This is a genomic window from Citrobacter sp. wls717, assembly GCF_005280955.1.
In the GTDB taxonomy this organism is placed as follows: domain Bacteria; phylum Pseudomonadota; class Gammaproteobacteria; order Enterobacterales; family Enterobacteriaceae; genus Citrobacter; species Citrobacter werkmanii.
Genome location: NZ_SZWW01000038.1, coordinates 58119 through 81661, shown reverse-complemented (window position 1 = coordinate 81661; position 23543 = coordinate 58119). Strand labels below are relative to the sequence as shown.

Sequence of the window (23543 nt, the reverse complement as noted above, 5' to 3'; positions counted from 1 at the left end):
AGACGGCCACGGAGGCTACGCTATGTTGAGTATTTTTAAACCAGCGCCACATAAGGCGCGTTTGCCTGCTACGGAGATCGATCCGACATATCGTCGATTGCGTTGGCAGATTTTCCTGGGGATTTTCTTTGGTTATGCCGCGTACTATCTGGTACGTAAGAACTTTGCCCTGGCGATGCCATATCTGGTTGAGCAGGGTTTCTCTCGCGGCGATCTGGGTTTTGCCTTGTCCGGTATCTCCATTGCTTACGGATTTTCGAAATTCATCATGGGGTCCGTTTCGGATCGCTCGAATCCGCGCGTTTTCCTGCCAGCAGGTTTGATTCTGGCTGCCGCAGTGATGTTGTTTATGGGCTTTGTGCCGTGGGCGACATCGAGCATTGCGATTATGTTTGTGCTGCTGTTCCTCTGCGGATGGTTCCAGGGGATGGGGTGGCCGCCGTGTGGCCGTACCATGGTGCACTGGTGGTCGCAGAAAGAACGTGGCGGCATTGTTTCCGTCTGGAACTGTGCGCACAACGTGGGCGGCGGTCTGCCTCCTCTGCTGTTCCTGCTCGGTATGGCCTGGTTCAATGACTGGAAAGCGGCGCTGTATATGCCTGCTTTCGGTGCGATTGTGGTTGCGCTGTTCGCCTTTGCGATGATGCGCGATACGCCGCAGTCTTGCGGTCTGCCGCCTATCGAAGAGTATAAGAACGACTACCCGGACGATTACAACGAGAAAGCCGAAGAAGAGCTGACCGCCAAGCAGATCTTCATGCAGTACGTACTGCCAAACAAACTGTTGTGGTACATCGCTATCGCCAACGTGTTCGTTTATCTGCTGCGCTACGGCATCCTGGACTGGTCACCAACCTACCTGAAAGAAGTGAAGCATTTCGCACTCGATAAATCATCCTGGGCCTACTTCCTGTATGAATACGCGGGTATTCCAGGCACGCTGCTGTGTGGTTGGATGTCGGATAAAGTCTTCCGTGGCAACCGTGGCGCGACCGGCGTGTTCTTTATGACGCTGGTGACTATCGCGACCATCGTTTACTGGATGAACCCGGCAGGTAACCCGAACGTTGATATGGCTTGTATGATTATCATCGGCTTCCTGATCTACGGCCCGGTCATGTTGATCGGTCTGCACGCGCTGGAACTGGCGCCGAAAAAAGCGGCGGGCACGGCGGCAGGCTTTACCGGACTGTTCGGTTATCTCGGCGGTTCTGTGGCGGCGAGCGCCATTGTCGGCTACACCGTTGACTTCTTCGGCTGGGACGGCGGCTTTATGGTGATGATTGGCGGTAGCGTGCTGGCGGTCATTCTGCTGGTGGTCGTCATGATTGGCGAAAAACGTCACCACGAAGAAGTACAGCTGAAACGTAACGGGGGCTAATTAATGAAAACCACATTGAAAAGTCTCAGCGTGGCGCTGATGCTGGCTGGTATGGTCGTTAGCAGTGCGGCGGTCGCCGCCGATAAAATCGTGATTGCGCATCGTGGGGCAAGCGGTTATTTACCGGAGCATACGCTGCCCGCGAAAGCGATGGCCTATGCTCAGGGCGCGGATTATCTGGAGCAGGATTTGGTAATGACCAAGGATGACCATCTGGTCGTCCTGCATGACCACTATCTGGACCGCGTCACCGATGTCGCTGAGCGTTTTCCGAATCGTGCGCGTAAAGATGGACGTTATTACGCCATCGACTTTACGCTGGACGAGATCAAATCGCTGAAATTTACCGAAGGCTTTGATATCGAGAATGGCAAAAAGGTACAGACTTACCCTGGGCGCTTCCCGATGGGTAAATCTGATTTCCGCGTGCACACTTTCGAAGAAGAGATTGAGTTCGTTCAGGGACTGAATCATTCAACCGGTAAAAACATCGGCATTTACCCGGAAATGAAGGCGCCGTGGTTCCATCACCAGGAAGGGAAAGACATCGCAGCGAAAACGCTGGAAGTGCTGAAAAAGTATGGGTATACCAGCAAAAACGACAAGGTTTACCTACAGTGTTTTGATGTCGCGGAGTTAAAGCGCATTAAAAACGAACTGGAACCAAAGATGGGGATGGATCTCAATCTGGTGCAGTTGATTGCGTACACTGACTGGAATGAAACCCAGGAGAAAAAGCCGGACGGTAGTTGGGTTAATTACAACTATGACTGGATGTTTAAACCGGGTGCCATGAAGCAGGTGGCGCAGTATGCGGACGGCATTGGGCCGGACTACCACATGCTGGTTGATGAGAAGTCGAAAAAAGGCAATATCTCGTTAACTGGCATGGTTCAGGACGCGCATCAGAACAAGATGGTGGTGCATCCTTATACTGTTCGTGCCGATCAGCTACCGGATTACACCACTGACGTAAACCAGCTGTATGACATTCTGTATAACAAGGCGGGCGTTGACGGGTTGTTCACCGACTTCCCCGACAAAGCAGTGAAATTCCTGAATAAAGAGTAATGGCACAAGGCCTGTGATGCACCTCCGGTCACAGGCCTTATTGGATAACGTTATAAACTGTTAGATAAGGCCGTCTGCTGTCAACATTTCCATACAAGCCTGCAGGAGAAATAAAGGGCTGCCGTCCACCGGCGGCTCTTTTGCCAGTAACGATATCTGTCGATAGAACGTCGGCTCCAGCGCCACCGAGCGTATCTCCCCGCCAACGGCTTTCAGCGTTAACTCCGGTAATAACGCAATACCCAGCCCCTGACGAATAAAACTCATCGCGGTATCCGGATGGTTAAATTCGTATTTAATAACCGGCTCGATACCTTTCTCTTTAAATAGCGTCATGATGCTTAATTCATAGCGACCTTTACTGATAATCAGCGGTTCTCCCACCAGTTGTTCAACCGTAACCGCGGTATGGGCTGCCAGAGGATGGCTTTCGGGAACTACAACGGTAAATTTATCGCGATAGACCGGTACGCAGTACATGCCGCTCACCGGAAAATGCACAAATCCGGCATCAATGTCCCCACTGCGCAGGGAATCAACGATCGCCGTGCTGTTCTCTTCGAAGGGAATGATTTTGATGTGCGGATGATGCTGCTCGAAGTGGTGGATAATGCCCGGTAAAATGCAGGCGCAGGCACTGGGAAAGCAGCCGATGCGCAGGGTTCGGGCTGGGTTTTTTCGCTCCTGCTCGGCAATTTCTTTCACCGCGTTGGTTTCTGCAACGATCATGCGCAGGTGCGGAACGATCCGCCTTCCAACCGGGGTGAGCTGAATGTCTTTACGGCGCTCGCGGATAAGACATTCGACTCCCAACTCTTCTTCAAGCGCCGAAATGGCCTGGCTTACAGCGGATTGGGTCATATACAACCGCTTACTGGCTTCGGTAAAACCGCCGCATTCAAGCACGGTAAGCAGGGCGTGGATCTGGGTTAATGTCATTAGCTCCCTCTAATTAACAATATTAAAACGATTAATTTCTCTAATATGATGAATCTGTTTACACTTGCGGTCTACCGTATAAATCACATTTTGACGCACCTCTCCGTTGCTCAGTTGAGCTGAGCGTTGCCTGCGTGCGCCGTCTGGACAGGCTGTCGAATATGAAAGAAAAACTGTGGACGAAAGATTTTTGGGCAATCACGATAATTAGCTTCATTATATTCTTTGTGTTTTATGTCCTGCTCACGTTATTACCGATCTATATTTCGGATCGCCTGCACGCCACGCCAGATAAAGCCGGCTTATTGGTCACCTTCTTTTTAGGTGCCGCAATTGTTGTGCGTCCGTTCGCCGGGCAATGGGTGGGGAAATATTCGAATAAAACGATTCTGGTGCTCTCTTCTCTGGCCTTTTTGGTTGTCACTGCGCTGTATCCTGTTTGCCACTCAATTGAATCGCTGCTGTTTATTCGGGTGCTTCATGGAGTGACGTTTGGCGTCATTACCACGGTAAAAGGAACGATTTCCGCGCGGCTGATACCGGCCTCCCGACGTGGGGAGGGCATCAGTTTTTTCTCGTTGGCCATGGGGCTGGCAATGGTTGTGGGGCCGTGGGTAGGGCTGAATATGGCACGCTGGGAAGCTTTTACCACCGCATTCTGGCTGTGTAGCGCGGTTGCCGTACTGGGTATTATCCTGTCATTGATCGTCGCCGTACCGCCGGTCATCCGTCATGCCGACGGCTCAAAACCGAAGCTGGGATTTGCGGCAATGTTTGATCGCGCAGCGCTGCCTTTCGCGATGGTGACGTTTTTCATGACTTTCTCCTATGCGGGTGTTTCTGCTTTTCTTGCGCTGTATGCGCGCGAGTTGGATCTGATGGCCGCCGCCAGTAATTTCCTGTTGTGCTACGCCATTTGTCTGATGATCTGTCGAACCTTTACCGGCAATATTTGTGATAAAAAGGGGCCGAAATACGTGGTATATCCGTGTTTGCTGGCCTTTACCATCGGACTGGTGGCGCTTGGCTACACCAACGGCAGTATCATGATGATTATTGCCGGGGGATTAATCGGCATTGGTTACGGTTCCGTCACGCCGGTATTCCAGACACAAATTATTAGCTCGGTGGAGCCGCATAAAATTGGCATCGCCAATTCGCTTTTCTTCAATGCGATGGATGCGGGAATGGCGATCGGCGCGTTCATTATGGGGATGATGGTCGAGGGCGTGGGCTATCGGGCGATTTATCTGGTAGGGGCGCTGCTGGTGGTTTTAGCCGGGGCGCTGTACATTGCGCAGATGAAGCGCCGCGGGGCGATGCCGTTAGTTAGCGCACACGAAGTGCACTAACCGTTACAGCTCGATTTCAATATCGCCTTTTGCCCGGCAACAGCAGGGCAATATTTCGCCCGGCTGAATAAAGGCCAGAGGCTCGGCGATCCAGTCCACCTGTCCCGCCACCAGGCGGGTACGGCAGGAACCACAGTAACCCTCACGACACTGGTATTCGACTTCAACATTGTGCGATTCGAGTGCGGCAAGCAGGGAGGGGTGTTCATCCTGGCACAGCAGCTGTGTGCCAGAGATGCGCAGAGTAACGCGGCCCATTAGAGCTGGAAGTTACTCAGATCGTCGGTATCAACCTCGGAGTCGATCTGGCCGACCAGATAAGAGCTGACTTCCACTTCCTGCGGCGCAACCTGTACGTTATCGGACACCAGCCAGGTGTTGATCCATGGGATCGGGTTAGAACGCGTCCGGAACGGCAGATCCAGCCCAACAGCCTGCATACGAATGTTGGTGATGTACTCAACGTACTGGCACAGAATATCTTTGTTCAGACCGATCATCGAACCGTCACGGAACAGATAGTCCGCCCACTCTTTCTCTTGCAGCGCGGCCTGCACGAACAGGTCATAGCACTCTTGCTTACACTCTTCTGCGATTTCCGCCATCTCTGGGTCGTCTACACCGCTGCGCAGCAGGTTCAGCATGTGCTGTGTACCGGTCAGATGCAGGGCTTCGTCGCGGGCGATCAGACGAATAATTTTCGCGTTGCCTTCCATCAGTTCACGTTCGGCGAAGGCGAAGGAGCAGGCGAAGCTGACGTAGAAGCGAATGGCTTCCAGCGCGTTCACGCTCATCAGGCACAGGTACAGCTTTTTCTTCAGCTCACGCAGATTCACGACAACCGTTTTGCCATTAACGCTATGGGTGCCTTCGCCGAGAAGATGCCAATAGCTGGTCATCTCGATCAATTCGTCATAGTAGCTGGAAATGCCTTCCGCGCGCTTCTGGATCTGCTCGTTGGTGACGATATCGTCAAACACCACCGCCGGATCGTTGACGATGTTACGGATGATATGGGTGTAAGAACGCGAGTGGATCGTTTCAGAAAACGCCCACGTTTCGACCCAGGTTTCCAGTTCAGGAATCGAGATTAACGGCAGCAGCGCGACGTTCGGGCTACGTCCCTGAATGGAGTCCAGCAGCGTCTGATACTTCAGGTTGCTGATGAATATATGCTTTTCATGCTCCGGCAGCGCCTGGAAGTCGATGCGATCGCGGGAAACATCGACCTCTTCCGGACGCCAGAAGAAAGAGAGCTGCTTTTCGATCAGTTTTTCGAAGATGTCATATTTTTGCTGATCGTAGCGGGCGACGTTCACCGGCTGGCCGAAGAACATCGGTTCCAGAAGCTGATCATTTTTCGTCTGTGAAAAAGTGGTGTATGCCATTAATGTGAATCCTTTGTGGGATGAGCGCCGGATGCGGTACAAACACCTTATCCGGCCTACAAACCGTGCAATCGTAGGCCGGGTAAGCGTAGCGCCACCCGGCAATATTCATCAGATCTTACATGCGCCGCTTTCGCAGCCATCGTCCTGAATGGACGGCACCAGATCGTCCTGAGTATCTTCCGCGCCATCGCGGGTGTTCTGATAATACAGCGTTTTGACGCCAAATTTGTAGGCGGTGAGCAGGTCTTTCAGCAACTGCTGCATCGGCACTTTTCCTGATGGGAAACGCGTCGGATCATAGTTGGTGTTGGCGGAAATCGACTGATCGATAAACTTCTGCATGATACCTACCAGTTGCAGATAACCGTCGTTGCTCGGCATTTCCCACAGCAGTTCGTAGGCGTCGTGCAAGTGTTCGTAGTCCGGCACGACCTGACGCAGAATCCCATCTTTAGACGCTTTGATGCTCACGTAGCCGCGCGGTGGTTCAATACCGTTGGTCGCATTAGAGATCTGCGAAGAGGTTTCCGACGGCATCAGCGCAGAGAGCGTGGAGTTACGCAGGCCGTGCGTCTTGATGGACTCGCGAAGCTGCTCCCAGTCCAGATGCAGCGGCTCGTCAGAGATAGCATCAAGGTCTTTTTTATAGGTATCGATCGGTAAAATACCCTGGGAGTAAGTGGTTTCGTTAAACCACGGGCACGCGCCTTGCTCTTTTGCCAGCTCGTTAGAGGCTTTCAGCAGGTAATACTGAATGGCTTCGAAGGTTTGGTGAGTCAGGTTATTGGCGCTACCGTCAGAATAACGCTTACCGTTTTTCGCCAGCCAGTAGGCGTAGTTGATGACGCCAATACCCAGCGTACGACGGCCCATTGCGCCGCGTTTGGCGGCCGGGATTGGGTAATCCTGATAATCCAGCAGCGCATCCAGCGCGCGTACCGCCAGTACGGCCAGCTCTTCCAGCTCGTCCAGACTGTTGATAGCACCCAGGTTAAATGCGGATAGCGTACACAGCGCAATTTCGCCGTTTTCGTCGTTCACGTCGGTCAGTGGTTTGGTCGGCAGGGCGATTTCCAGACACAGGTTGGACTGGCGCACCGGCGCAACAACCGGATCAAACGGGCTGTGGGTGTTGCAGTGGTCAACGTTCTGAATGTAGATACGGCCGGTAGAGGCACGTTCCTGCATCATCAGGGAGAAAAGTTCAACCGCTTTCACGCGCTGTTTACGGATGCTGTCGTCGTTTTCATATTGGGTGTACAGTCGTTCGAACTCGTCCTGGTCGGCGAAGAACGCATCATACAGGCCCGGGACGTCGGACGGGCTGAACAGGGTGATGTCGCCGCCTTTCAGCAGACGGGTATACATCAGCTTGTTGATCTGCACGCCGTAGTCCATATGACGCACGCGGTTGCCTTCAACGCCGCGGTTGTTTTTCAGCACCAGCAGGCTTTCGACTTCCAGATGCCACATCGGGTAGAACAGGGTGGCCGCACCGCCGCGCACGCCGCCTTGCGAGCAGGATTTCACCGCGGTCTGGAAGTGCTTGTAGAACGGAATACAGCCAGTGTGGAACGCTTCACCGCCACGAATCGGGCTACCCAGCGCACGGATGCGGCCGGCGTTGATACCGATACCGGCGCGCTGAGAAACATATTTCACGATAGCGCTGGAGGTGGCGTTGATGGAATCCAGGCTGTCGCCGCACTCGATCAGTACGCAGGAGCTGAACTGGCGGGTTGGGGTACGCACGCCGGACATAATTGGCGTCGGCAGAGAAATTTTGAACGTTGAAACGGCATCGTAGAAACGTTTTACATATTGCAGACGCGTTTCACGTGGATAGTTAGAGAACAGGCAGGCCGCTACCAGAATGTAGAGGAACTGCGCGCTTTCATAAATCTCACCGGTGACACGGTTTTGCACCAGATATTTACCTTCTAACTGCTTCACCGCTGCATAGGAGAAGGTCATATCACGGTCGTGTACGATGAACGAGTCCATCTGCTTGAACTCTTCTTCCGTGTAGTCTTCCAGCAGATGATTGTCGTATTTGCCCATTTCAACCATTTTCACGACATGGTCGTAAAGTGCAGGCGGTTCAAACTCGCCGTAGGCTTTTTTACGCAGGTGGAAAATGGCCAGGCGGGCAGCCAGGTACTGATAATCCGGTGCCTCGCGGGAGATCAGGTCGGCGGCTGCTTTGATGATCGTCTCATGGATATCGGACGTTTTGATACCGTCATAAAACTGAATATGAGAGCGCAGCTCGACCTGAGAAATCGATACGTTATTCAGTCCTTCTGCCGCCCAATCCAGAACTCGGTGGATTTTGTCGAGATTGATGCGCTCTGTACTACCATCACGCTTTGTCACCAGCAGACTCTGATTCATGTGGTTTTTTACCTGTCCGTGAAAGAAAAAATATCCCCCATATTATCCACAGAGTCATGTTGTGACTAAGTCTGTGGATAAATACTATATGTAGGGGTTGTTTGATAAAATAGACGCTATATGGTGAGTATTCTAGTAGGGATTCTTTTCAGCACAAGAGTTGATTTTGACGTTAAATTGAGGTTGCAAAAGGGTAAGAATCGCTAAGTGCGCGTCTTATAAGGCCTGGCGGGGATGTCAATAATTGAGAAAAAAAATAGAAAATTTGATCGAGTGCTGATTTCTTCATCTAAGGCGAAGAAAGTTCTTATGATCTGGCACAGGAATTGTAGGCCTGATAAGCGAAGCGCCATCAGGCCCTGTTCCTGTCAGCATGCCGAATAGCAGCGTTGGACGCCTTATCCGGCCTACAGGAAGCGGTTAATCAACGCTGGCAGTGGTATGGACCATATAGTTCACATCTACGCCCGGACCGAGTTTAAAGCTGTTGGTGATCGGGTTGTAGTGCAGGCCGGTCATATGACGCTCTTTCAGCACGGTCTGATCTACCCACTGTAATAACTCTGCAGGCTTAATAAATTTTTTCACATCATGCGTGCCTTTCGGCACCATGCGCAAAATATATTCCGCTCCGACCACGGCCATCAGCCAGGATTTGCCGTTGCGGTTAAGCGTGGAGAAAAACACTTCGCCGCCCGGTTTGACCAGCCTGGCGCAGGCGCTGACCACCGACTGCGGGTCCGGCACGTGCTCCAGCATTTCCATGCAGGTCACCACGTCATACTGGTGCGCATGTTTTTCCGCATGCTCTTCGACGGTTTCCTGGACGTACTCGACCTGGATACCGCTCTCCAGCGCATGCAGTTTTGCTACCTGTAACGGTTCAAAGCCCATATCCAGGCCCGTGACGGTTGCGCCTTCGCGCGCCATACTTTCCGCCAGAATGCCGCCGCCGCAGCCAACGTCGAGTACCTTTTTACCAAACAGACCGCCTGAGCGCTCAGTGATGTAGCCCAGACGCAGCGGGTTAATGCGGTGCAGTGGCTTAAATTCCCCCTCAAGGTCCCACCAGCGTGACGCGACTGCTTCAAACTTGGCAATTTCTTCATGGTCAACGTTGTGGCTTACCGGGGGTTTTTCGGCATTCATTGGGGCTTCTACTCCTAAATTTGCGATGCAAATGAGTATATCAGCCTGACGGGATGAATAAAGCCTCTGTCAGGGGGAATCCATTTACCTGAATCTGTGCGAATGTGTTATAATTTGCGACCTTTGAATCCGGGATACAGTAGAGGGATAGCGGTTAGATGAGCGACCTTGCGAGAGAAATTACACCGGTCAACATTGAGGAAGAGCTGAAGAGCTCATATCTGGATTATGCGATGTCGGTCATTGTTGGCCGTGCGCTGCCAGACGTCCGAGATGGCCTGAAACCGGTTCACCGTCGCGTACTTTACGCCATGAACGTATTGGGCAACGACTGGAATAAAGCCTATAAAAAATCTGCCCGTGTCGTTGGTGACGTAATCGGTAAATACCACCCTCATGGTGATACCGCCGTTTACGACACCATTGTTCGTATGGCGCAGCCATTCTCCTTGCGTTACATGCTGGTAGATGGTCAGGGTAACTTTGGTTCTGTCGATGGCGACTCCGCAGCGGCGATGCGTTATACGGAAATCCGTATGTCGAAAATCGCCCATGAGCTGATGGCTGACCTGGAAAAAGAAACGGTTGATTTCGTCGATAACTACGACGGCACCGAACAAATTCCTGACGTCATGCCGACCAAAATTCCTAACCTGCTGGTGAACGGTTCGTCCGGTATCGCGGTAGGTATGGCAACCAACATTCCGCCGCACAACCTGACGGAAGTGATCAACGGCTGTCTGGCATACATTGACGATGAAGACATCAGCATTGAAGGGCTGATGGAGCATATTCCGGGTCCGGACTTCCCGACCGCCGCGATCATTAACGGTCGTCGTGGTATCGAAGAAGCCTACCGTACCGGTCGTGGCAAAGTGTACATTCGCGCCCGCGCGGAAGTCGAAGCCGACGCCAAAACCGGCCGTGAAACCATCATCGTCCATGAAATTCCGTATCAGGTGAACAAAGCGCGCCTGATCGAGAAAATCGCCGAGCTGGTAAAAGACAAACGCGTTGAAGGCATCAGCGCGCTGCGTGACGAGTCTGATAAAGACGGTATGCGCATCGTGATTGAAGTGAAACGCGATGCGGTCGGGGAAGTGGTTCTGAACAACCTTTATTCCCAGACCCAACTGCAGGTTTCTTTCGGTATCAACATGGTTGCGCTGCACCATGGTCAGCCGAAGATCATGAACCTGAAAGATATTATTGCCGCGTTTGTACGTCACCGTCGTGAAGTCGTAACGCGTCGTACTATCTTTGAACTGCGTAAAGCCCGCGACCGTGCGCATATCCTTGAAGCGCTGGCGATTGCGCTGGCGAACATTGACCCAATCATTGAACTGATCCGTCGCGCGCCGACCCCGGCAGAAGCGAAAGCTGCGTTGGTTGCACGTTCGTGGGAACTGGGTAACGTGTCCGCCATGCTGGAACGTGCCGGTGATGACGCCGCGCGTCCTGAATGGCTGGAGCCGGAATTTGGCGTGCGTGACGGTCAGTACTACCTGACTGAACAGCAGGCCCAGGCGATCCTGGATCTGCGTTTGCAGAAACTGACCGGCCTTGAGCATGAAAAACTGCTCGACGAATACAAAGAGCTGCTGGAGCAGATCGCTGAACTGCTGCATATTCTGGGCAGCGCAGATCGTCTGATGGAAGTTATCCGTGAAGAGATGGAGCTGATTCGCGAGCAGTTCGGCGACGAACGTCGTACCGAAATCACCGCCAACAGCGCTGACATCAATATCGAAGATCTGATTAGCCAGGAAGATGTTGTCGTGACCTTGTCTCATCAGGGCTACGTGAAATATCAGCCGTTAACCGATTACGAAGCACAGCGTCGTGGCGGTAAAGGCAAATCAGCAGCACGTATTAAAGAAGAAGACTTTATTGACCGCCTGCTGGTGGCCAACACCCATGACACGATCCTCTGCTTCTCCAGCCGTGGTCGTTTGTACTGGATGAAGGTTTATCAGTTGCCGGAAGCCAGCCGTGGCGCGCGTGGACGTCCAATCGTCAACCTGCTGCCATTGGAAGCGAACGAACGTATCACCGCTATTTTGCCGGTACGCGAGTACGAAGAAGGTGTGAACGTCTTTATGGCGACTGCCAGCGGTACCGTGAAGAAAACCGCGCTGACCGAGTTCAGCCGTCCGCGTTCCGCCGGTATCATTGCGGTTAACCTGAACGAAGGCGACGAGCTGATTGGTGTTGACCTGACGTCCGGTAGTGATGAAGTCATGCTGTTCTCTGCCGCGGGTAAAGTAGTGCGCTTTAAAGAAGATGCCGTTCGTGCGATGGGTCGTACCGCGACCGGCGTACGCGGTATCAAGCTGGCAGGCGAAGACAAAGTCGTTTCTCTGATTATTCCGCGCGGCGAAGGCGCTATCCTGACCGTGACGCAAAACGGCTACGGTAAGCGTACCGCGGCAGAAGAGTATCCGACCAAGTCTCGTGCGACTCAGGGCGTTATCTCCATCAAAGTGACCGAGCGCAACGGCTCTGTTGTTGGCGCAGTACAGGTTGAAGATACCGACCAGATCATGATGATCACCGATGCAGGTACGCTGGTGCGTACTCGCGTGTCGGAAATCAGCGTAGTAGGGCGTAACACCCAGGGCGTGATCCTCATCCGTACTGCGGAAGATGAAAACGTCGTGGGTCTGCAACGCGTTGCTGAGCCGGTTGATGATGAAGAACTCGACTCCATCGACGGAAGTGCCGCTGAGGGCGACGAGGATATCGCGCCTGAAGCAGAAACCGATGATGATGCAGCGGATGACGCTGACGAGTAATTGAGATGTTATGAAAAGGGCCGGAGAAATCCGGCCCTTTTTTTAATTCATGCGTTCCACAATCATTGCGATTCCCTGACCGCCACCAATGCACAGCGTGGCAAGCCCAAGCGTTTGATCGTGTGCCTGTAGCGCATGCAGCAGCGTAACCAGAATTCGTGCGCCGCTGGCGCCAATAGGATGTCCCAGCGCAATGGCCCCGCCGTTGATGTTAACCTTTTGCGGATCGAACCCCAGCGTTTTGCCGACGGCAAGAAACTGCGCGGCAAATGCCTCGTTGGCTTCGATAAGATCGATATCGGACAGCTGCAGCCCGCTCAGCTGTAGCGCTTTTTGCGTGGCCGGAACCGGCCCCATCCCCATCATCGCCGGTGCCACGCCGCCGCTGGCCCAGGCTTTGATCCGCGCCAGCGGTTTCAGCCCTGCCGCCAGTGCCGCAGACTCTTCCATTACCACTAATGCCGCCGCACCGTCGTTGATCCCCGAAGCGTTGCCTGCGGTGACGGTTCCTGTTTTATCAAAGGCCGGGCGTAAGGCGGCGAGCCCTTCCGCCGTTGAGTCAGCTTTGGGGAACTCGTCGCGCTCAAAGATGATGGTTTTTTTACGGGACGACACGCTGACGGGCACGATTTCAGCCTCGAATGCGCCGGATGTGATGGCAGCCACGGCTTTACGTTGTGACTGCAGTGCCAGTTCATCCTGCATTTCGCGGCTGATGCCGTACTCTTTGGCGACATTTTCTGCGGTGATCCCCATGTGGTACCCATGCTCGGCGCAGATCAGGCCGTCGCGCAGAATAACGTCTGACAATTGCCCATCACCAAGACGATATCCCCAGCGGGCCTTTGCGTCTAACAGGTAGGGGGCCTGGCTCATGTTTTCCATCCCTCCCGCCACGATCGCCTGAGCTTGTCCTGCCTTAATTGCGAGGGCGGCAAGCGCTACGCTTTTCAGGCCCGAGCCGCACACTTTGTTGACGGTAAAGCCGCAAACGGTGTCGGACAGGCCGCTTTTTAACAATGCCTGACGCGCCGGATTTTGTCCGAGTCCTGACTGCAACACGTTGCCCATAATCACCTCGTCCACGCGTTGAGGGTCAAGGTGAGCACGCTCAAGTGCGGCTCTAATGACGGTGGCTCCAAGCTCGACGGCACCCGTTGTTGCCAGTGCGCCGTTAAAACTGCCGATTGCGGTACGTGCCGCGCTGACGATGACACAGTTTTTCATTTTTCAGTTCCTTTTAATAAGTTGTTGCCGTCAGAACAGGGTCAATCCAATAACAAAAATGACGCCGGAGAAGAGCAGGGCGGTGATGCAGTACCCCATAATGTCGCGCACGCCCAGCCCGGCGATGGCCAGAGCCGGTAGCGCCCAGAATGGTTGTGCCATGTTCATCCACTGCTCCCCGTAGGCGATGGCCATCACTGATTTGCCAAGATCGGCACCCAGCGCCTGCGCCGCAGGCATGACGAACGGTCCCTGAATAACCCAATGGCCGCCGCCGGACGGCACGGCAAAGTTAATCAGCGCTGAACTGAAGAAGGTCATCAGCGGGAAGGTATCTTTGTTGGCGACGTTAATGAAAAACTCGGTAATAAGCCCGCCGAGACCGGAGTGCTCCATCATCAACTGAATACCGGCGTAGAAGGGGAATTGCACCAGAATCCCGGCGGTGCTACGTGCGGCAGCGCTGACGGCGCGCATATAGGCCATCGGTGTTTTATGCAGCAGCAGACCGGCAATCATAAACATCAGGTTGACGGTATTGATAGTGATGTTGAAACCTTTCTCGGCAAAGTAGATGCCCAGATAGGCAATACCTAATGCACCGATGATCAGTGCCAGAATGCGGCTTTCTTCCAGTTTTTCCGACGGCGGCGCGTCTGGCGGTAGCTTCTTCTGAAAATCAGCTTCTTCCAGTAATAGTTTCGGATCGATGCTCACCACATCTGCAGGTTTTGGCGTCATCATGCGCGTGATGAACGGCATTACCACAATCAGCGCCACGGTGATGAAGATATTGAAGCCGGTGAACAGGGTGTCCGCGACGGGAATTAATCCCGCTATGTGCTCGACCGGGTTGCCAGGCGTTGCCGCCAATAAAGGCATTGAGCCGGAAAAACCACCGCCCCAGGTCAGGAAGCCGATGTAGGCGCAGGCAATCAGTAACGGATAATCGGAACCCGGTACCCGACGAGCGACTTCGCGGGCGAACATCGCCCCGACCACCAGACCGAATCCCCAGTTGATAACGCAGGCAACCGAACCAAAAAAAGTGACCAGCATTACGCCCTGAGCGGGGGTTTTGGCAGCGGATGCCGCCGTACGCAGCAGGCTTTTCACCGGCCCGGAACTGGCTAACGCATGGCCGGTCACGATGATTAGCGCCATCTGCATGCCAAACGCCAGCAGGTTCCAGAAACCGTCACCCCAGAATTTCACCATGCTGATGGGCGTCTGTGGCGTTAACCATAGCGCGATGCCGAAGGTCAGCAATGTTAACAACATGGCAAAAATCAGCGGGTCGGGCAGCCAGCGGCTGACCACCCGTGTCATAAAGCGAGCGATGCGGCCAATCATGCGTCACCTCGCAGGATGAGCAGATCGTCGGCAATAGCAAACTGCGCTTCGGTTTTTTCACGCAGCGTGGCGATATCACATCCTTCGACAATTTCAGTCAGCCACATTTTGCCGTCAATAAAGCGGAATACGGCAAGTTCAGTGACCAGCATGTGCACAGCATGCTGCGCGGTGAGCGGCATGGTGCATTGCCGCAGGATTTTTGCTGAGCCGTCTTTCGCGCAATGCTCCATGGCAATAATGACTTTCCGTGCACCGGTCACCAGATCCATAGCGCCCCCCATGCCGGGCACCATCTTGCCGGGAACCACCCAGTTGGCAAGGTTTGCCTGCTCATCGACCTGTAACCCACCCAATACACAGGCATCAACGTGACCGCCGCGAATCAACGCGAACGACATGGCGCTATCAAACATCGCCGCGCCTGGCAAAATACCGCACGGTTGGCCGCCCGCGTTTACCAGGTCAGGATGCGCGGTGGTCACTGGGCCCAGTCCCAGAAAACCATTCTCAGATTGCAGCGTAATGTGAATATCTGCAGGCAAGTAGTTGGCTACCATGGTTGGCAGGCCAATACCTAAGTTGACGATATCGCCATCGCGAAGCTCTTGCGCCACCCGGCGCGCAATACGTTGTTTAGCATCCATGATTAGCTCTCCTGTGGAATGACGATATGGTCGATAACGGCGCCGGGGGTAACAATCTGGTCAGGCTGCAGCTCGCCTGTTTCAACCATTTCATCCGGTTCAACCAGCGTGATGTCAGCGGCGAGAGCAATCAGAGGGTTAAAGTTTCGGGCGCTGAGCTGGTAGGTGAGGTTGCCAAGCATGTCAGAGCGATGGGCGCGAATAAGCGCTAAATCGGCGCGCAATGGGCGTTCAAGAAGCCAGGTTTTGCCCTCGAGCGTGATGGTCTGCTTACCATCTTCCACGATGGTGCCAACGCCGGTAGGCGTCAGAAAACCACCAAGACCCGCGCCGCCGCAGCGAATTTGCTCGATCAGGGTACCTTGTGGAACCAACTGTACGTCCATCTCGCCGGCAATCATGCGACGACCGGTTTCCGGGTTGGTGCCAATGTGCGAGGCAATGACTTTGCTCACCCGCCCATTGACGATCAGTGGCCCGATACCGGTATCGACAAATGCAGTATCGTTAGCAATCAGCGTCAGATCTCTGACGCCGGATTCCAGCAGGGCTTCAACCAGGCGAGGCGGTGTGCCTACCCCCATAAAACCACCGACCATGATGGTCATGCCGTCACGAAAGAAGCCTGTAGCGTCTTGTAAGGTAATCAGTTTTGTTTTCATTATGTTTCCCTTTTGCATACTCCATTTTGGGTACGCTCAGGGAAGTGCAAGCAGAATGCCAGGATGCTTTAAAAGACGTATTAATCTTTAATCGTTTGAATTTATTAATGTATTTCTATATTTCTAACGGGGAGGTAAAGCGAGGGGCTATGCAGAATTTTGCGCAGTGTGCAAAATTCTGCATAGCAAATTTGCGTATCAGGAACCCGAAGGGTCGATGCCGTACTCTTGTAATTTATACATCAGGGCGCGTCGGCTAATCCCCAGCATCAACGCCGTGCGGGTGCGGTTGCCGTCCTGACTGTCGAGGACTTCGAGTATAATGCGTTTTTCCTCACGCTTAATCTCTTCTTTCAGATTGCGCTCCCCGGAGTGAGTCGGTTTTGTCTCTGTCGTGGCGCTCACCGGGTTGCGGAAAGCGTCGGGGAGATCGTCGGCAAAAATTATCGCGCCAGTATTCATAATGACGGCACGTTCGATGACGTTTGACAGTTCACGAATGTTACCCGGCCAGGACCAGGCGGCGAGCATCGACATTGCCGTCGGGTCGATCTCGATAATATCGCGCTGATTTTCAGCGCTGAATTTTTGTAAAAAGTGGTTGGCGAGTAAGGCAATGTCTTCACGACGCTCGCGTAAGGGAGGCAAAGTTAAATGGATAACGTTGAGCCGGTAAAACAGGTCTTCGCGAAACGTTCCTTCCTTCACCATGGTTTGCAGGCAGCGGTTGGTGGCGGCGACGATACGAATATCAACGCGAATGGTCTGGTGCCCGCCGATGCGTTCAAACTCTCTCTCCTGCAAAATACGCAGCAGTTTGGCTTGTAACACCAGCGGCATCTCACCAATTTCATCAAGCAACAGCGTTCCCTGATGAGCGCGCTCGAATAACCCCTGACGCAACGCCTGTGCCCCGGTAAAAGCGCCTTTTTCGTGACCAAATAGCTCGCTTTCCAGCAGCGACTCCGGCAGAGCCGCGCAGTTAACTTTGATAAATGGGCCATTGGCGCGTTTGCTGTTGTAGTGAATGGCGCGGGCGATCAGCTCTTTTCCTGTGCCGCTTTCACCGCTTATCAGGACATTGGCCTGTGAGAGGGCGATTTTCGCTGTGTCTTTACAGATATCCATCATACGCGGACTGTTGGTCAGAATATGCCCCCACTGCCAGCTGGTGCTCAACGCTTTGTGCAGATTGCGGATTTCCTGTTTCATCTCCTGCAGTTGCAATGCGCGTTGAATCACCATGCTAAGCTCGTCGAGATCAAAGGGCTTAATCACGTAATCAAATGCGCCGCTACGTAGCGCTTCTACGGCGGTTTCGACTTCGGCATACGCGGTCATCAGAATGACAGGGATACGTGGTTGCTGGGCGCGCATCACTTTCAGCGCGTCGATGCCGTCCATCTCCGGCATGCGAATATCCATCAGCACGACGTCTGGCTGCGTTTCGCTAAACAGGCTCAGCGCGGCTTTCCCGTCGCTGGCGCAATGCGTTTCATGCCCTTGCAGGGAAAATGCGGTGGCAAGCATACGGCGAACATTTTCTTCATCATCAACGATGAGAATACGGTATGTCGTTTTCATTCTGACGGATTTCCCAGCGGGTTAAGAGGTAAAATCAGAGTGAATATCGCCCCACAGCCAGGCTGGCTGGTTACGTGGATATCCCCCTGATGCGCATTGATAATGCGCTGGCTCAGCGCCAGTCCAAGACCAGTGCCTGATGCTTTCGTCGTAAAAAAGGGATCGAATATTTTCTTCTGAATGGCGAGATCGATACCATTGCCATTATCTTCAATCATCACGGCCTGTTGTGAGGCCGAGTATTGCCAGGTGCGAATGCGAATTTCGCCTCGCGCAGCGATCGCCTGTACTGCATTGATTAAAATGTTGAGGATCACCTGCTTGAGGAGTTCGCGATCGGCGACGATCGGCGGCAGGCTAGGATCTAATTCCGTGGTAAAACCAATCCGTGCCTGAAGGCCGGCGGTTTGCACCAGGATTAGCGTCTCTTCAATCAACGCATTGAGCTGAATCTGCTGCCACTGGCTTTGTCGCGGACGTGAAAAATCTAACAGCTGTTGAATAACTTTATTGATGGAATCAATTTCGTTAAGCACAACAGATAAATACTCCTGATGTTCCGGCAGGGAGGTTTGCTGGCGGATGATCTGGACGTAGCCACGGATTGCGGTCAGCGGGTTTCTCACTTCATGCGCGACCCCGGCCATCAGTTCACCCAGAGTGGCGAGCCTTTCGGTTTGCGCCAACCGTCGCTGAGTCTCTTTCCGGGCGGTTAAATCGGAGAAAATAACCAGCGCGCCAATCAGTTCGCCGTGTGCGTTATGGATCCGGCTGGTGGTAACACTTATCTCAATGGTGCGTTCACGTCCCGGAAAGCTAATCTCCTGAGCCACGTGCTCAGTACCGTGCTCGAGAGTATCCAGTACCGGGCTATGAAACTGCGTGTTGGCAAACAGCGTCGCATAAGATTGACCCACCAGCTCATGCAGCGAGTAGCCCGTTATCTGCTCTGCCGCCGGGTTCATGGTGGTGACGTCACCTTGTCTGTCGATGGCGATCACACCATCTGCGGCATTTTCAATAATCAGATCGTTGAGGGTTTTGGTGTCCCGTAGCGTTTGCGCCAGCGCATTAACGCTACGGCTGATTTGTCCCAACTCGCCGGGGAGTTCAGGCAGTCGGGCGGGCGTTTTTTGTGCCAGCGTTGAGAGTCCATCAGTGATAATGTCGATATTCGCACTGAGTCGGCGTGAAAAATGCACGATCAACAGCAGGCTAAAGATGAGCCCGGTAACCAGTACGGCAATTATCCTGACGTCCATTCTCCAGGCCTGCTGGCGAATATCTTGGGTTAGCTCATTGGCCCAGATGTACCCAATAACCTCTCCCTGGCGCTCTATTGGGATCATGGAGTTGAGTATGTCGCCACGAACCTGTCGCCCTGAATAGACCACTGGCGCATTGCTACTCATCACTTCGCGTCCCGGATGATCGTCGGTGATAGTGATACCTACATTGCTCTGATACAGCGCAGAGGGCGCGTAGGTGATAATGGCATCCAGCGCTTTGTGGTAATACCCTGCGCCAACGCCGGGAAACGCCCGGGTAATTCGCTCGGTAACAGGAGCTAACTCATGATTCAGCGCCCGAATGCGCTCTTCGCGCGGCAGGTTATCGTAGTCGTTAAAGCTGTCGCCCAGTGCATCATTTAGCAGCGCTATGACTGATGACAGTTTTTTCTCTTTTTCAGATAAGACTGCTGAACGGCCTTCAGTTTCTACGATATAACCTATGGATATCGTCGGAATGATGACCATCAGAATGGCCATCATGATCATTTGGTTGCGTAATCGTCGTGGATATAACCGACGAGCCAGCCATCTCAGGTCGCGCATTCTGACATCCGTGCAGTGTGTTTCAGGCAAACGACGATTATCACGGGTTAAGACAACGGTTTCAGAGCGGTGTATCATATTCCCGTAAAGAGAGGGCATTGCGACGCCGGACATTTACCGCTACCTTAACCACACTCTATTAATGCCCTGAGGCGGAGCTTCGCCCCTTTGAAATACCTTGCTTCCGTTCATTCAACCCTAAAAGTCTCACGCTACCTGTTCAGAGCGTTGGCGCTCCTGATCTGGTGTCTGATCGCTTTTGCCTCCGTGTTCTACATTGTGAACGCGCTGCACCAGAGAGAGTCTGAGATCCATCAGGAACTTAACCTCAGCTCCGATCAGGCCCAGCGTTATATCCAGCGCACATCGGATGTTATTAAAGAGCTGAAATATATTGCCGAGAATCGCTTAACGGCGGAAAACGGCGTGATGTCGCTGCGGGCGCGGGATGACAAAACCGTCGTACCTAATTTTGAGCCGCTGTTTGCCGACTCCGACTGTTCGGTGATGGGCAACGCCTGGCGAGGTTCTCTGGAGTCGCTGGCGTGGTTTATGCGCTACTGGCGCGACAATTTTTCTGCTGCCTATGATTTGAATCGCGTATTCCTGATCGGCAGCGATAATCTCTGTATGGCGAACTTTGGTCTGCGTGAGATGCCCGTCGAACGTGACCAGGCCCTGAAAGCGCTGCATGAGCGCATTATTAAGTATCGCAATGCGCCGCAGGATGAAAACGGTAATAACCTGTTCTGGATTAGCCAGGGGCCGCGTCCTGGAGTGGGCTATTTCTATGCGCTGACGCCGGTTTATCTTGCCAACCGTCTGCAGGCGCTGCTGGGCGTGGAACAACCTATTCGCATGGAGAACTTCTTCACGCCGGGCAGTTTGCCGATGGGGGTGACCATTCTCGATGAAAATGGTCATGCGCTGATTTCGCTCACCGGCCCTGAGGGGAATATTAAGGCTGAACCACGCTGGATGCAGGAGCGTTCCTGGTTTGGCTATACGCCGGGTTTTCGCGATCTGGTGCTGAAGAAAAATCTCCCGCCGTCATCGCTGAGCATTGTGTACTCTGTTCCGGTTGATCTGGTGCTGGAGCGGATCCGCATGATGATCCTGAACGCTATTCTGCTGAATGTGCTGGTCGGCGCGGCATTGTTTATGCTTACGCGTATGTATGAGCGGCGTATTTTTATTCCTGCGGAAAGCGATGCTCAGCGCCTGGAGGAACACGAGCAATTTAACCGTAAAATCGTGGCTTCCGCGCCGGTGGGGATTTGTATTTTGCGCACGCTGGATGGCATTAACATCCTGAGTAATGAACTGGCGCATACCTATCTGAACATGCTGACGCATGAAGACCGGCAACGGTTAACGCAAATCATCTGCGGCCAGCAGGTTAATTTTGTCGATGTGCTGACCAGTAACAATACCAATCTGCAAATCAGCTTTGTGCATTCGCGCTATCGCAATGAAAACGTGGCAATTTGCGTCCTGGTTGACGTCAGTGCGCGCGTTAAAATGGAAGAGTCGTTGCAGGAGATGGCCCAGGCGGCGGAACAGGCGAGTCAGTCCAAATCGATGTTCCTTGCGACAGTGAGCCATGAGCTGCGTACGCCGCTGTATGGCATTATCGGTAACCTCGATTTGTTGCAAACCAAAGAGTTACCCAACGGGGTGGATCGCCTGGTGACGGCGATGAATAACTCTTCCAGCCTGCTGTTGAAAATTATCAGCGATATTCTCGATTTCTCGAAAATTGAATCTGAACAGTTGAAGATTGAACCGCGCGAGTTCTCACCGCGTGAAGTGATGAGCCATATTACGGCAAACTATCTGCCGCTGGTGGTGCGTAAGCAGTTGGGATTGTACTGTTTTATCGACCCGGATGTGCCCGTCGCGTTGAATGGCGATCCTATGCGTTTACAGCAGGTGATCTCCAATCTGCTGAGTAACGCGATCAAGTTTACCGATACCGGCTGCATTGTGCTGCATGTGCAGTGTGACGGTGATTACCTCAGTATCCGTGTGCGTGATACCGGGGTGGGTATCCCCGCCAAAGAAGTGGTCCGTTTGTTCGATCCTTTCTTCCAGGTGGGCACTGGCGTACAGCGTAATTTCCAGGGAACCGGGCTCGGTTTGGCTATCTGTGAAAAACTGATCAGCATGATGGATGGCGACATTTCCGTTGATTCAGAACCGGGAATGGGCAGCCAGTTTACGCTCCGTATTCCTCTTTATGGCGCCCAGTATCCGCAGAAAAAAGGCGTAGAAGGACTGGCTGGCACCCGTTGCTGGCTGGCGGTGCGCAACGCATCGCTGTATCGCTTTGTCGAATCCAGTCTGATGCGTAACGGGGTGACCGTGCTGCGTTATGAGGGGCAGCGCCCGGATGCTGATGACTTGTTGGTTGCCGACGATGTGCTGGAACAGGCGTGGCAAGGACGTGCCGCGGTGATTTTCTGCCGTCGCCATATTGGGATTCCGTTGGAAAGGGGGCCAGGGGAGTGGGTGCACAGCGTGGCGTCACCGCACGAACTGCCCGCGCTGCTGGCGCATATTTACAGCGTTGATCTGGGGAGTGAAGAACTCTCGACGGCGTTACCCGCTCCGGATAAAGTCGGCGCTACCAACGATGACATGATGATACTGGTGGTCGACGATCATCCTATCAACCGGCGTTTACTTGCCGATCAACTGGGATCGTTGGGATATCAGTGTAAAACGGCAAATGACGGTGTCGATGCCCTCAATGTACTGAGTAAAAACCATATCGACATCGTGCTGAGCGACGTCAACATGCCAAACATGGATGGTTATCGCCTGACTCAGCGCATCCGCCAGTTAGGTTTAACGTTGCCGGTTGTGGGCGTGACGGCAAACGCGCTGGCTGAAGAGAAGCAGCGGTGTCTGGAATCCGGTATGGATAGCTGTCTTTCCAAGCCAGTGACATTAGATGTATTGAAGCAAACGCTGACGGTCTATGCGGAAAGAGTGAGGAAGGCGCGGGGATAAAGATGCCGGATAGCGGGGTTTGCCTTACCAGGCCTACGGAACAAACTGTTCGTAGGCCTGATAAACGCAGTGCCATCAGGCAGTTAATTACTCTTTATCTGAAGGACTCAGCGTCACGGAAGAGAGGTAATTCAACAGCGCGATATCGTTTTCCACACCGAGTTTCATCATCGCCGATTTTTTCTGGCTGCTGATGGTTTTAATACTGCGGTTGAGCTTTTTGGCAATTTCAGTCACCAGGAAACCTTCGGCAAACAGGCGCAGAACTTCGCTCTCTTTCGGTGACAGGCGTTTGTCGCCATAGCCACTGGCGCTGATTTTTTCCAGCAGACGAGAAACGCTTTCCGGAGTAAATTTCTTCCCCTTTTGCAGCGCGGCCAGCGCTTTCGGCAGGTCTGTTGGCGCGCCTTGCTTCAGGACAATCCCTTCAATATCGAGATCCAGCACCGCGCTCAGGATGGCCGGGTTATTGTTCATGGTCAGTACAATAATCGACAGGCTCGGGAAATGGCGCTTGATGTATTTTATTAACGTGATCCCATCACCGTATTTATCTCCCGGCATGGAGAGGTCGGTAATCAACACATGAGCATCTAACTTAGGCAAATTGTTGATCAGTGCTGTGGAGTCTTCAAATTCGCCGACAACATTAACCCACTCGATCTGTTCAAGTGATTTACGAATACCGAACAGTACAATCGGGTGGTCATCGGCAATAATTACGTTCATAGTGTTCATGTATTGGGCT

The 23543-nt window shown here is 53.2% G+C and carries 17 protein-coding genes; 5 read left to right on the top strand and 12 right to left on the bottom strand.

Going from position 1 to position 23543, the window contains the following annotated elements; all coding sequences use genetic code 11:
* Window positions 1–22: 22 nt before the first annotated feature.
* Window positions 23–1381 (top strand): glycerol-3-phosphate transporter, encoded by a 1359-nt coding sequence (glpT, locus tag FDX09_RS18665; protein WP_038642244.1) that lies wholly within the window; start codon window positions 23–25, stop codon window positions 1379–1381.
* Between the two features lie 3 nt (window positions 1382–1384).
* Window positions 1385–2452, top strand: a complete 1068-nt coding sequence (glpQ, locus tag FDX09_RS18660; RefSeq protein ID WP_038642242.1) for a glycerophosphodiester phosphodiesterase — start codon at window positions 1385–1387, stop codon at window positions 2450–2452.
* A 60-nt stretch (window positions 2453–2512) separates the two neighbouring features.
* Here the strand turns inward: glpQ and FDX09_RS18655 are convergent, their stop codons facing one another.
* On the bottom strand, window positions 2513–3391 hold the full coding sequence (locus FDX09_RS18655; RefSeq protein WP_137347681.1) for a LysR family transcriptional regulator: 879 nt from the start codon (window positions 3389–3391) through the stop codon (window positions 2513–2515).
* A gap of 161 nt (window positions 3392–3552) precedes the next feature.
* Between FDX09_RS18655 and FDX09_RS18650 the strand changes: the two genes are divergently transcribed.
* A complete protein-coding gene (locus FDX09_RS18650; protein WP_038642238.1) occupies window positions 3553–4743 on the top strand; it encodes an MFS transporter in 1191 nt (396 codons plus the stop codon).
* A gap of 3 nt (window positions 4744–4746) precedes the next feature.
* Here FDX09_RS18650 and yfaE read toward each other — a convergent pair whose 3' ends face one another.
* From yfaE to ubiG, 4 genes are all read right to left on the bottom strand, one after another.
* Window positions 4747–5001 carry a ferredoxin-like diferric-tyrosyl radical cofactor maintenance protein YfaE gene (yfaE, locus tag FDX09_RS18645; RefSeq protein WP_038642236.1) on the bottom strand — a complete coding sequence of 85 codons (255 nt, stop codon included), beginning with the start codon at window positions 4999–5001 and terminating at the stop codon, window positions 4747–4749.
* A complete protein-coding gene (nrdB, locus tag FDX09_RS18640) occupies window positions 5001–6131 on the bottom strand; it encodes a class Ia ribonucleoside-diphosphate reductase subunit beta (protein ID WP_137347680.1) in 1131 nt (376 codons plus the stop codon). Before nrdB ends, yfaE begins: the two co-directional genes overlap by 1 nt.
* A gap of 111 nt (window positions 6132–6242) precedes the next feature.
* Window positions 6243–8528: a class 1a ribonucleoside-diphosphate reductase subunit alpha gene (nrdA, locus tag FDX09_RS18635; protein WP_085047838.1), complete on the bottom strand. Its 2286-nt coding sequence runs from the start codon at window positions 8526–8528 to the stop codon at window positions 6243–6245.
* A gap of 420 nt (window positions 8529–8948) precedes the next feature.
* Window positions 8949–9677 carry a bifunctional 2-polyprenyl-6-hydroxyphenol methylase/3-demethylubiquinol 3-O-methyltransferase UbiG gene (ubiG, locus tag FDX09_RS18630; protein ID WP_038642230.1) on the bottom strand — a complete coding sequence of 243 codons (729 nt, stop codon included), beginning with the start codon at window positions 9675–9677 and terminating at the stop codon, window positions 8949–8951.
* Between the two features lie 158 nt (window positions 9678–9835).
* Here ubiG and gyrA point away from each other — a divergent pair, with 158 nt between their 5' ends.
* Window positions 9836–12472 carry a DNA topoisomerase (ATP-hydrolyzing) subunit A gene (gene gyrA / locus FDX09_RS18625; protein WP_087857376.1) on the top strand — a complete coding sequence of 879 codons (2637 nt, stop codon included), beginning with the start codon at window positions 9836–9838 and terminating at the stop codon, window positions 12470–12472.
* Window positions 12473–12514: 42 nt separating this feature from the next.
* On the opposite strand, the gene FDX09_RS18620 is transcribed toward gyrA, so the two are convergent.
* The 6 genes from FDX09_RS18620 to atoS form a co-directional block, all read right to left on the bottom strand.
* Window positions 12515–13699 (bottom strand): acetyl-CoA C-acetyltransferase, encoded by a 1185-nt coding sequence (locus FDX09_RS18620; RefSeq protein WP_137347679.1) that lies wholly within the window; start codon window positions 13697–13699, stop codon window positions 12515–12517.
* Window positions 13700–13729: 30 nt separating this feature from the next.
* Entirely contained in the window at window positions 13730–15052 is a 1323-nt protein-coding gene (locus FDX09_RS18615) for a TIGR00366 family protein (protein WP_085047840.1), read from the bottom strand.
* Window positions 15049–15699: a 3-oxoacid CoA-transferase subunit B gene (locus FDX09_RS18610; RefSeq protein WP_038642222.1), complete on the bottom strand. Its 651-nt coding sequence runs from the start codon at window positions 15697–15699 to the stop codon at window positions 15049–15051. Before FDX09_RS18610 ends, FDX09_RS18615 begins: the two co-directional genes overlap by 4 nt.
* 2 nt (window positions 15700–15701) lie before the next feature.
* A complete protein-coding gene (gene atoD, locus FDX09_RS18605; RefSeq protein ID WP_069323408.1) occupies window positions 15702–16361 on the bottom strand; it encodes an acetate CoA-transferase subunit alpha in 660 nt (219 codons plus the stop codon).
* Window positions 16362–16559: 198 nt separating this feature from the next.
* Window positions 16560–17945: an acetoacetate metabolism transcriptional regulator AtoC gene (gene atoC / locus FDX09_RS18600; RefSeq protein ID WP_137347678.1), complete on the bottom strand. Its 1386-nt coding sequence runs from the start codon at window positions 17943–17945 to the stop codon at window positions 16560–16562.
* Window positions 17942–19780, bottom strand: coding sequence for a two-component system sensor histidine kinase AtoS (atoS, locus tag FDX09_RS18595; protein ID WP_038643273.1), 1839 nt, complete (start codon window positions 19778–19780; stop codon window positions 17942–17944). Before atoS ends, atoC begins: the two co-directional genes overlap by 4 nt.
* A gap of 168 nt (window positions 19781–19948) precedes the next feature.
* On the opposite strand from atoS, the gene rcsC reads away from it, so the two are divergent.
* On the top strand, window positions 19949–22795 hold the full coding sequence (gene rcsC / locus FDX09_RS18590; protein ID WP_069323410.1) for a two-component system sensor histidine kinase RcsC: 2847 nt from the start codon (window positions 19949–19951) through the stop codon (window positions 22793–22795).
* Between the two features lie 87 nt (window positions 22796–22882).
* On the opposite strand, the gene rcsB is transcribed toward rcsC, so the two are convergent.
* Window positions 22883–23533, bottom strand: coding sequence for a response regulator transcription factor RcsB (gene rcsB / locus FDX09_RS18585; RefSeq protein WP_003027592.1), 651 nt, complete (start codon window positions 23531–23533; stop codon window positions 22883–22885).
* Between the last annotated feature and the right edge of the window lie 10 nt (window positions 23534–23543).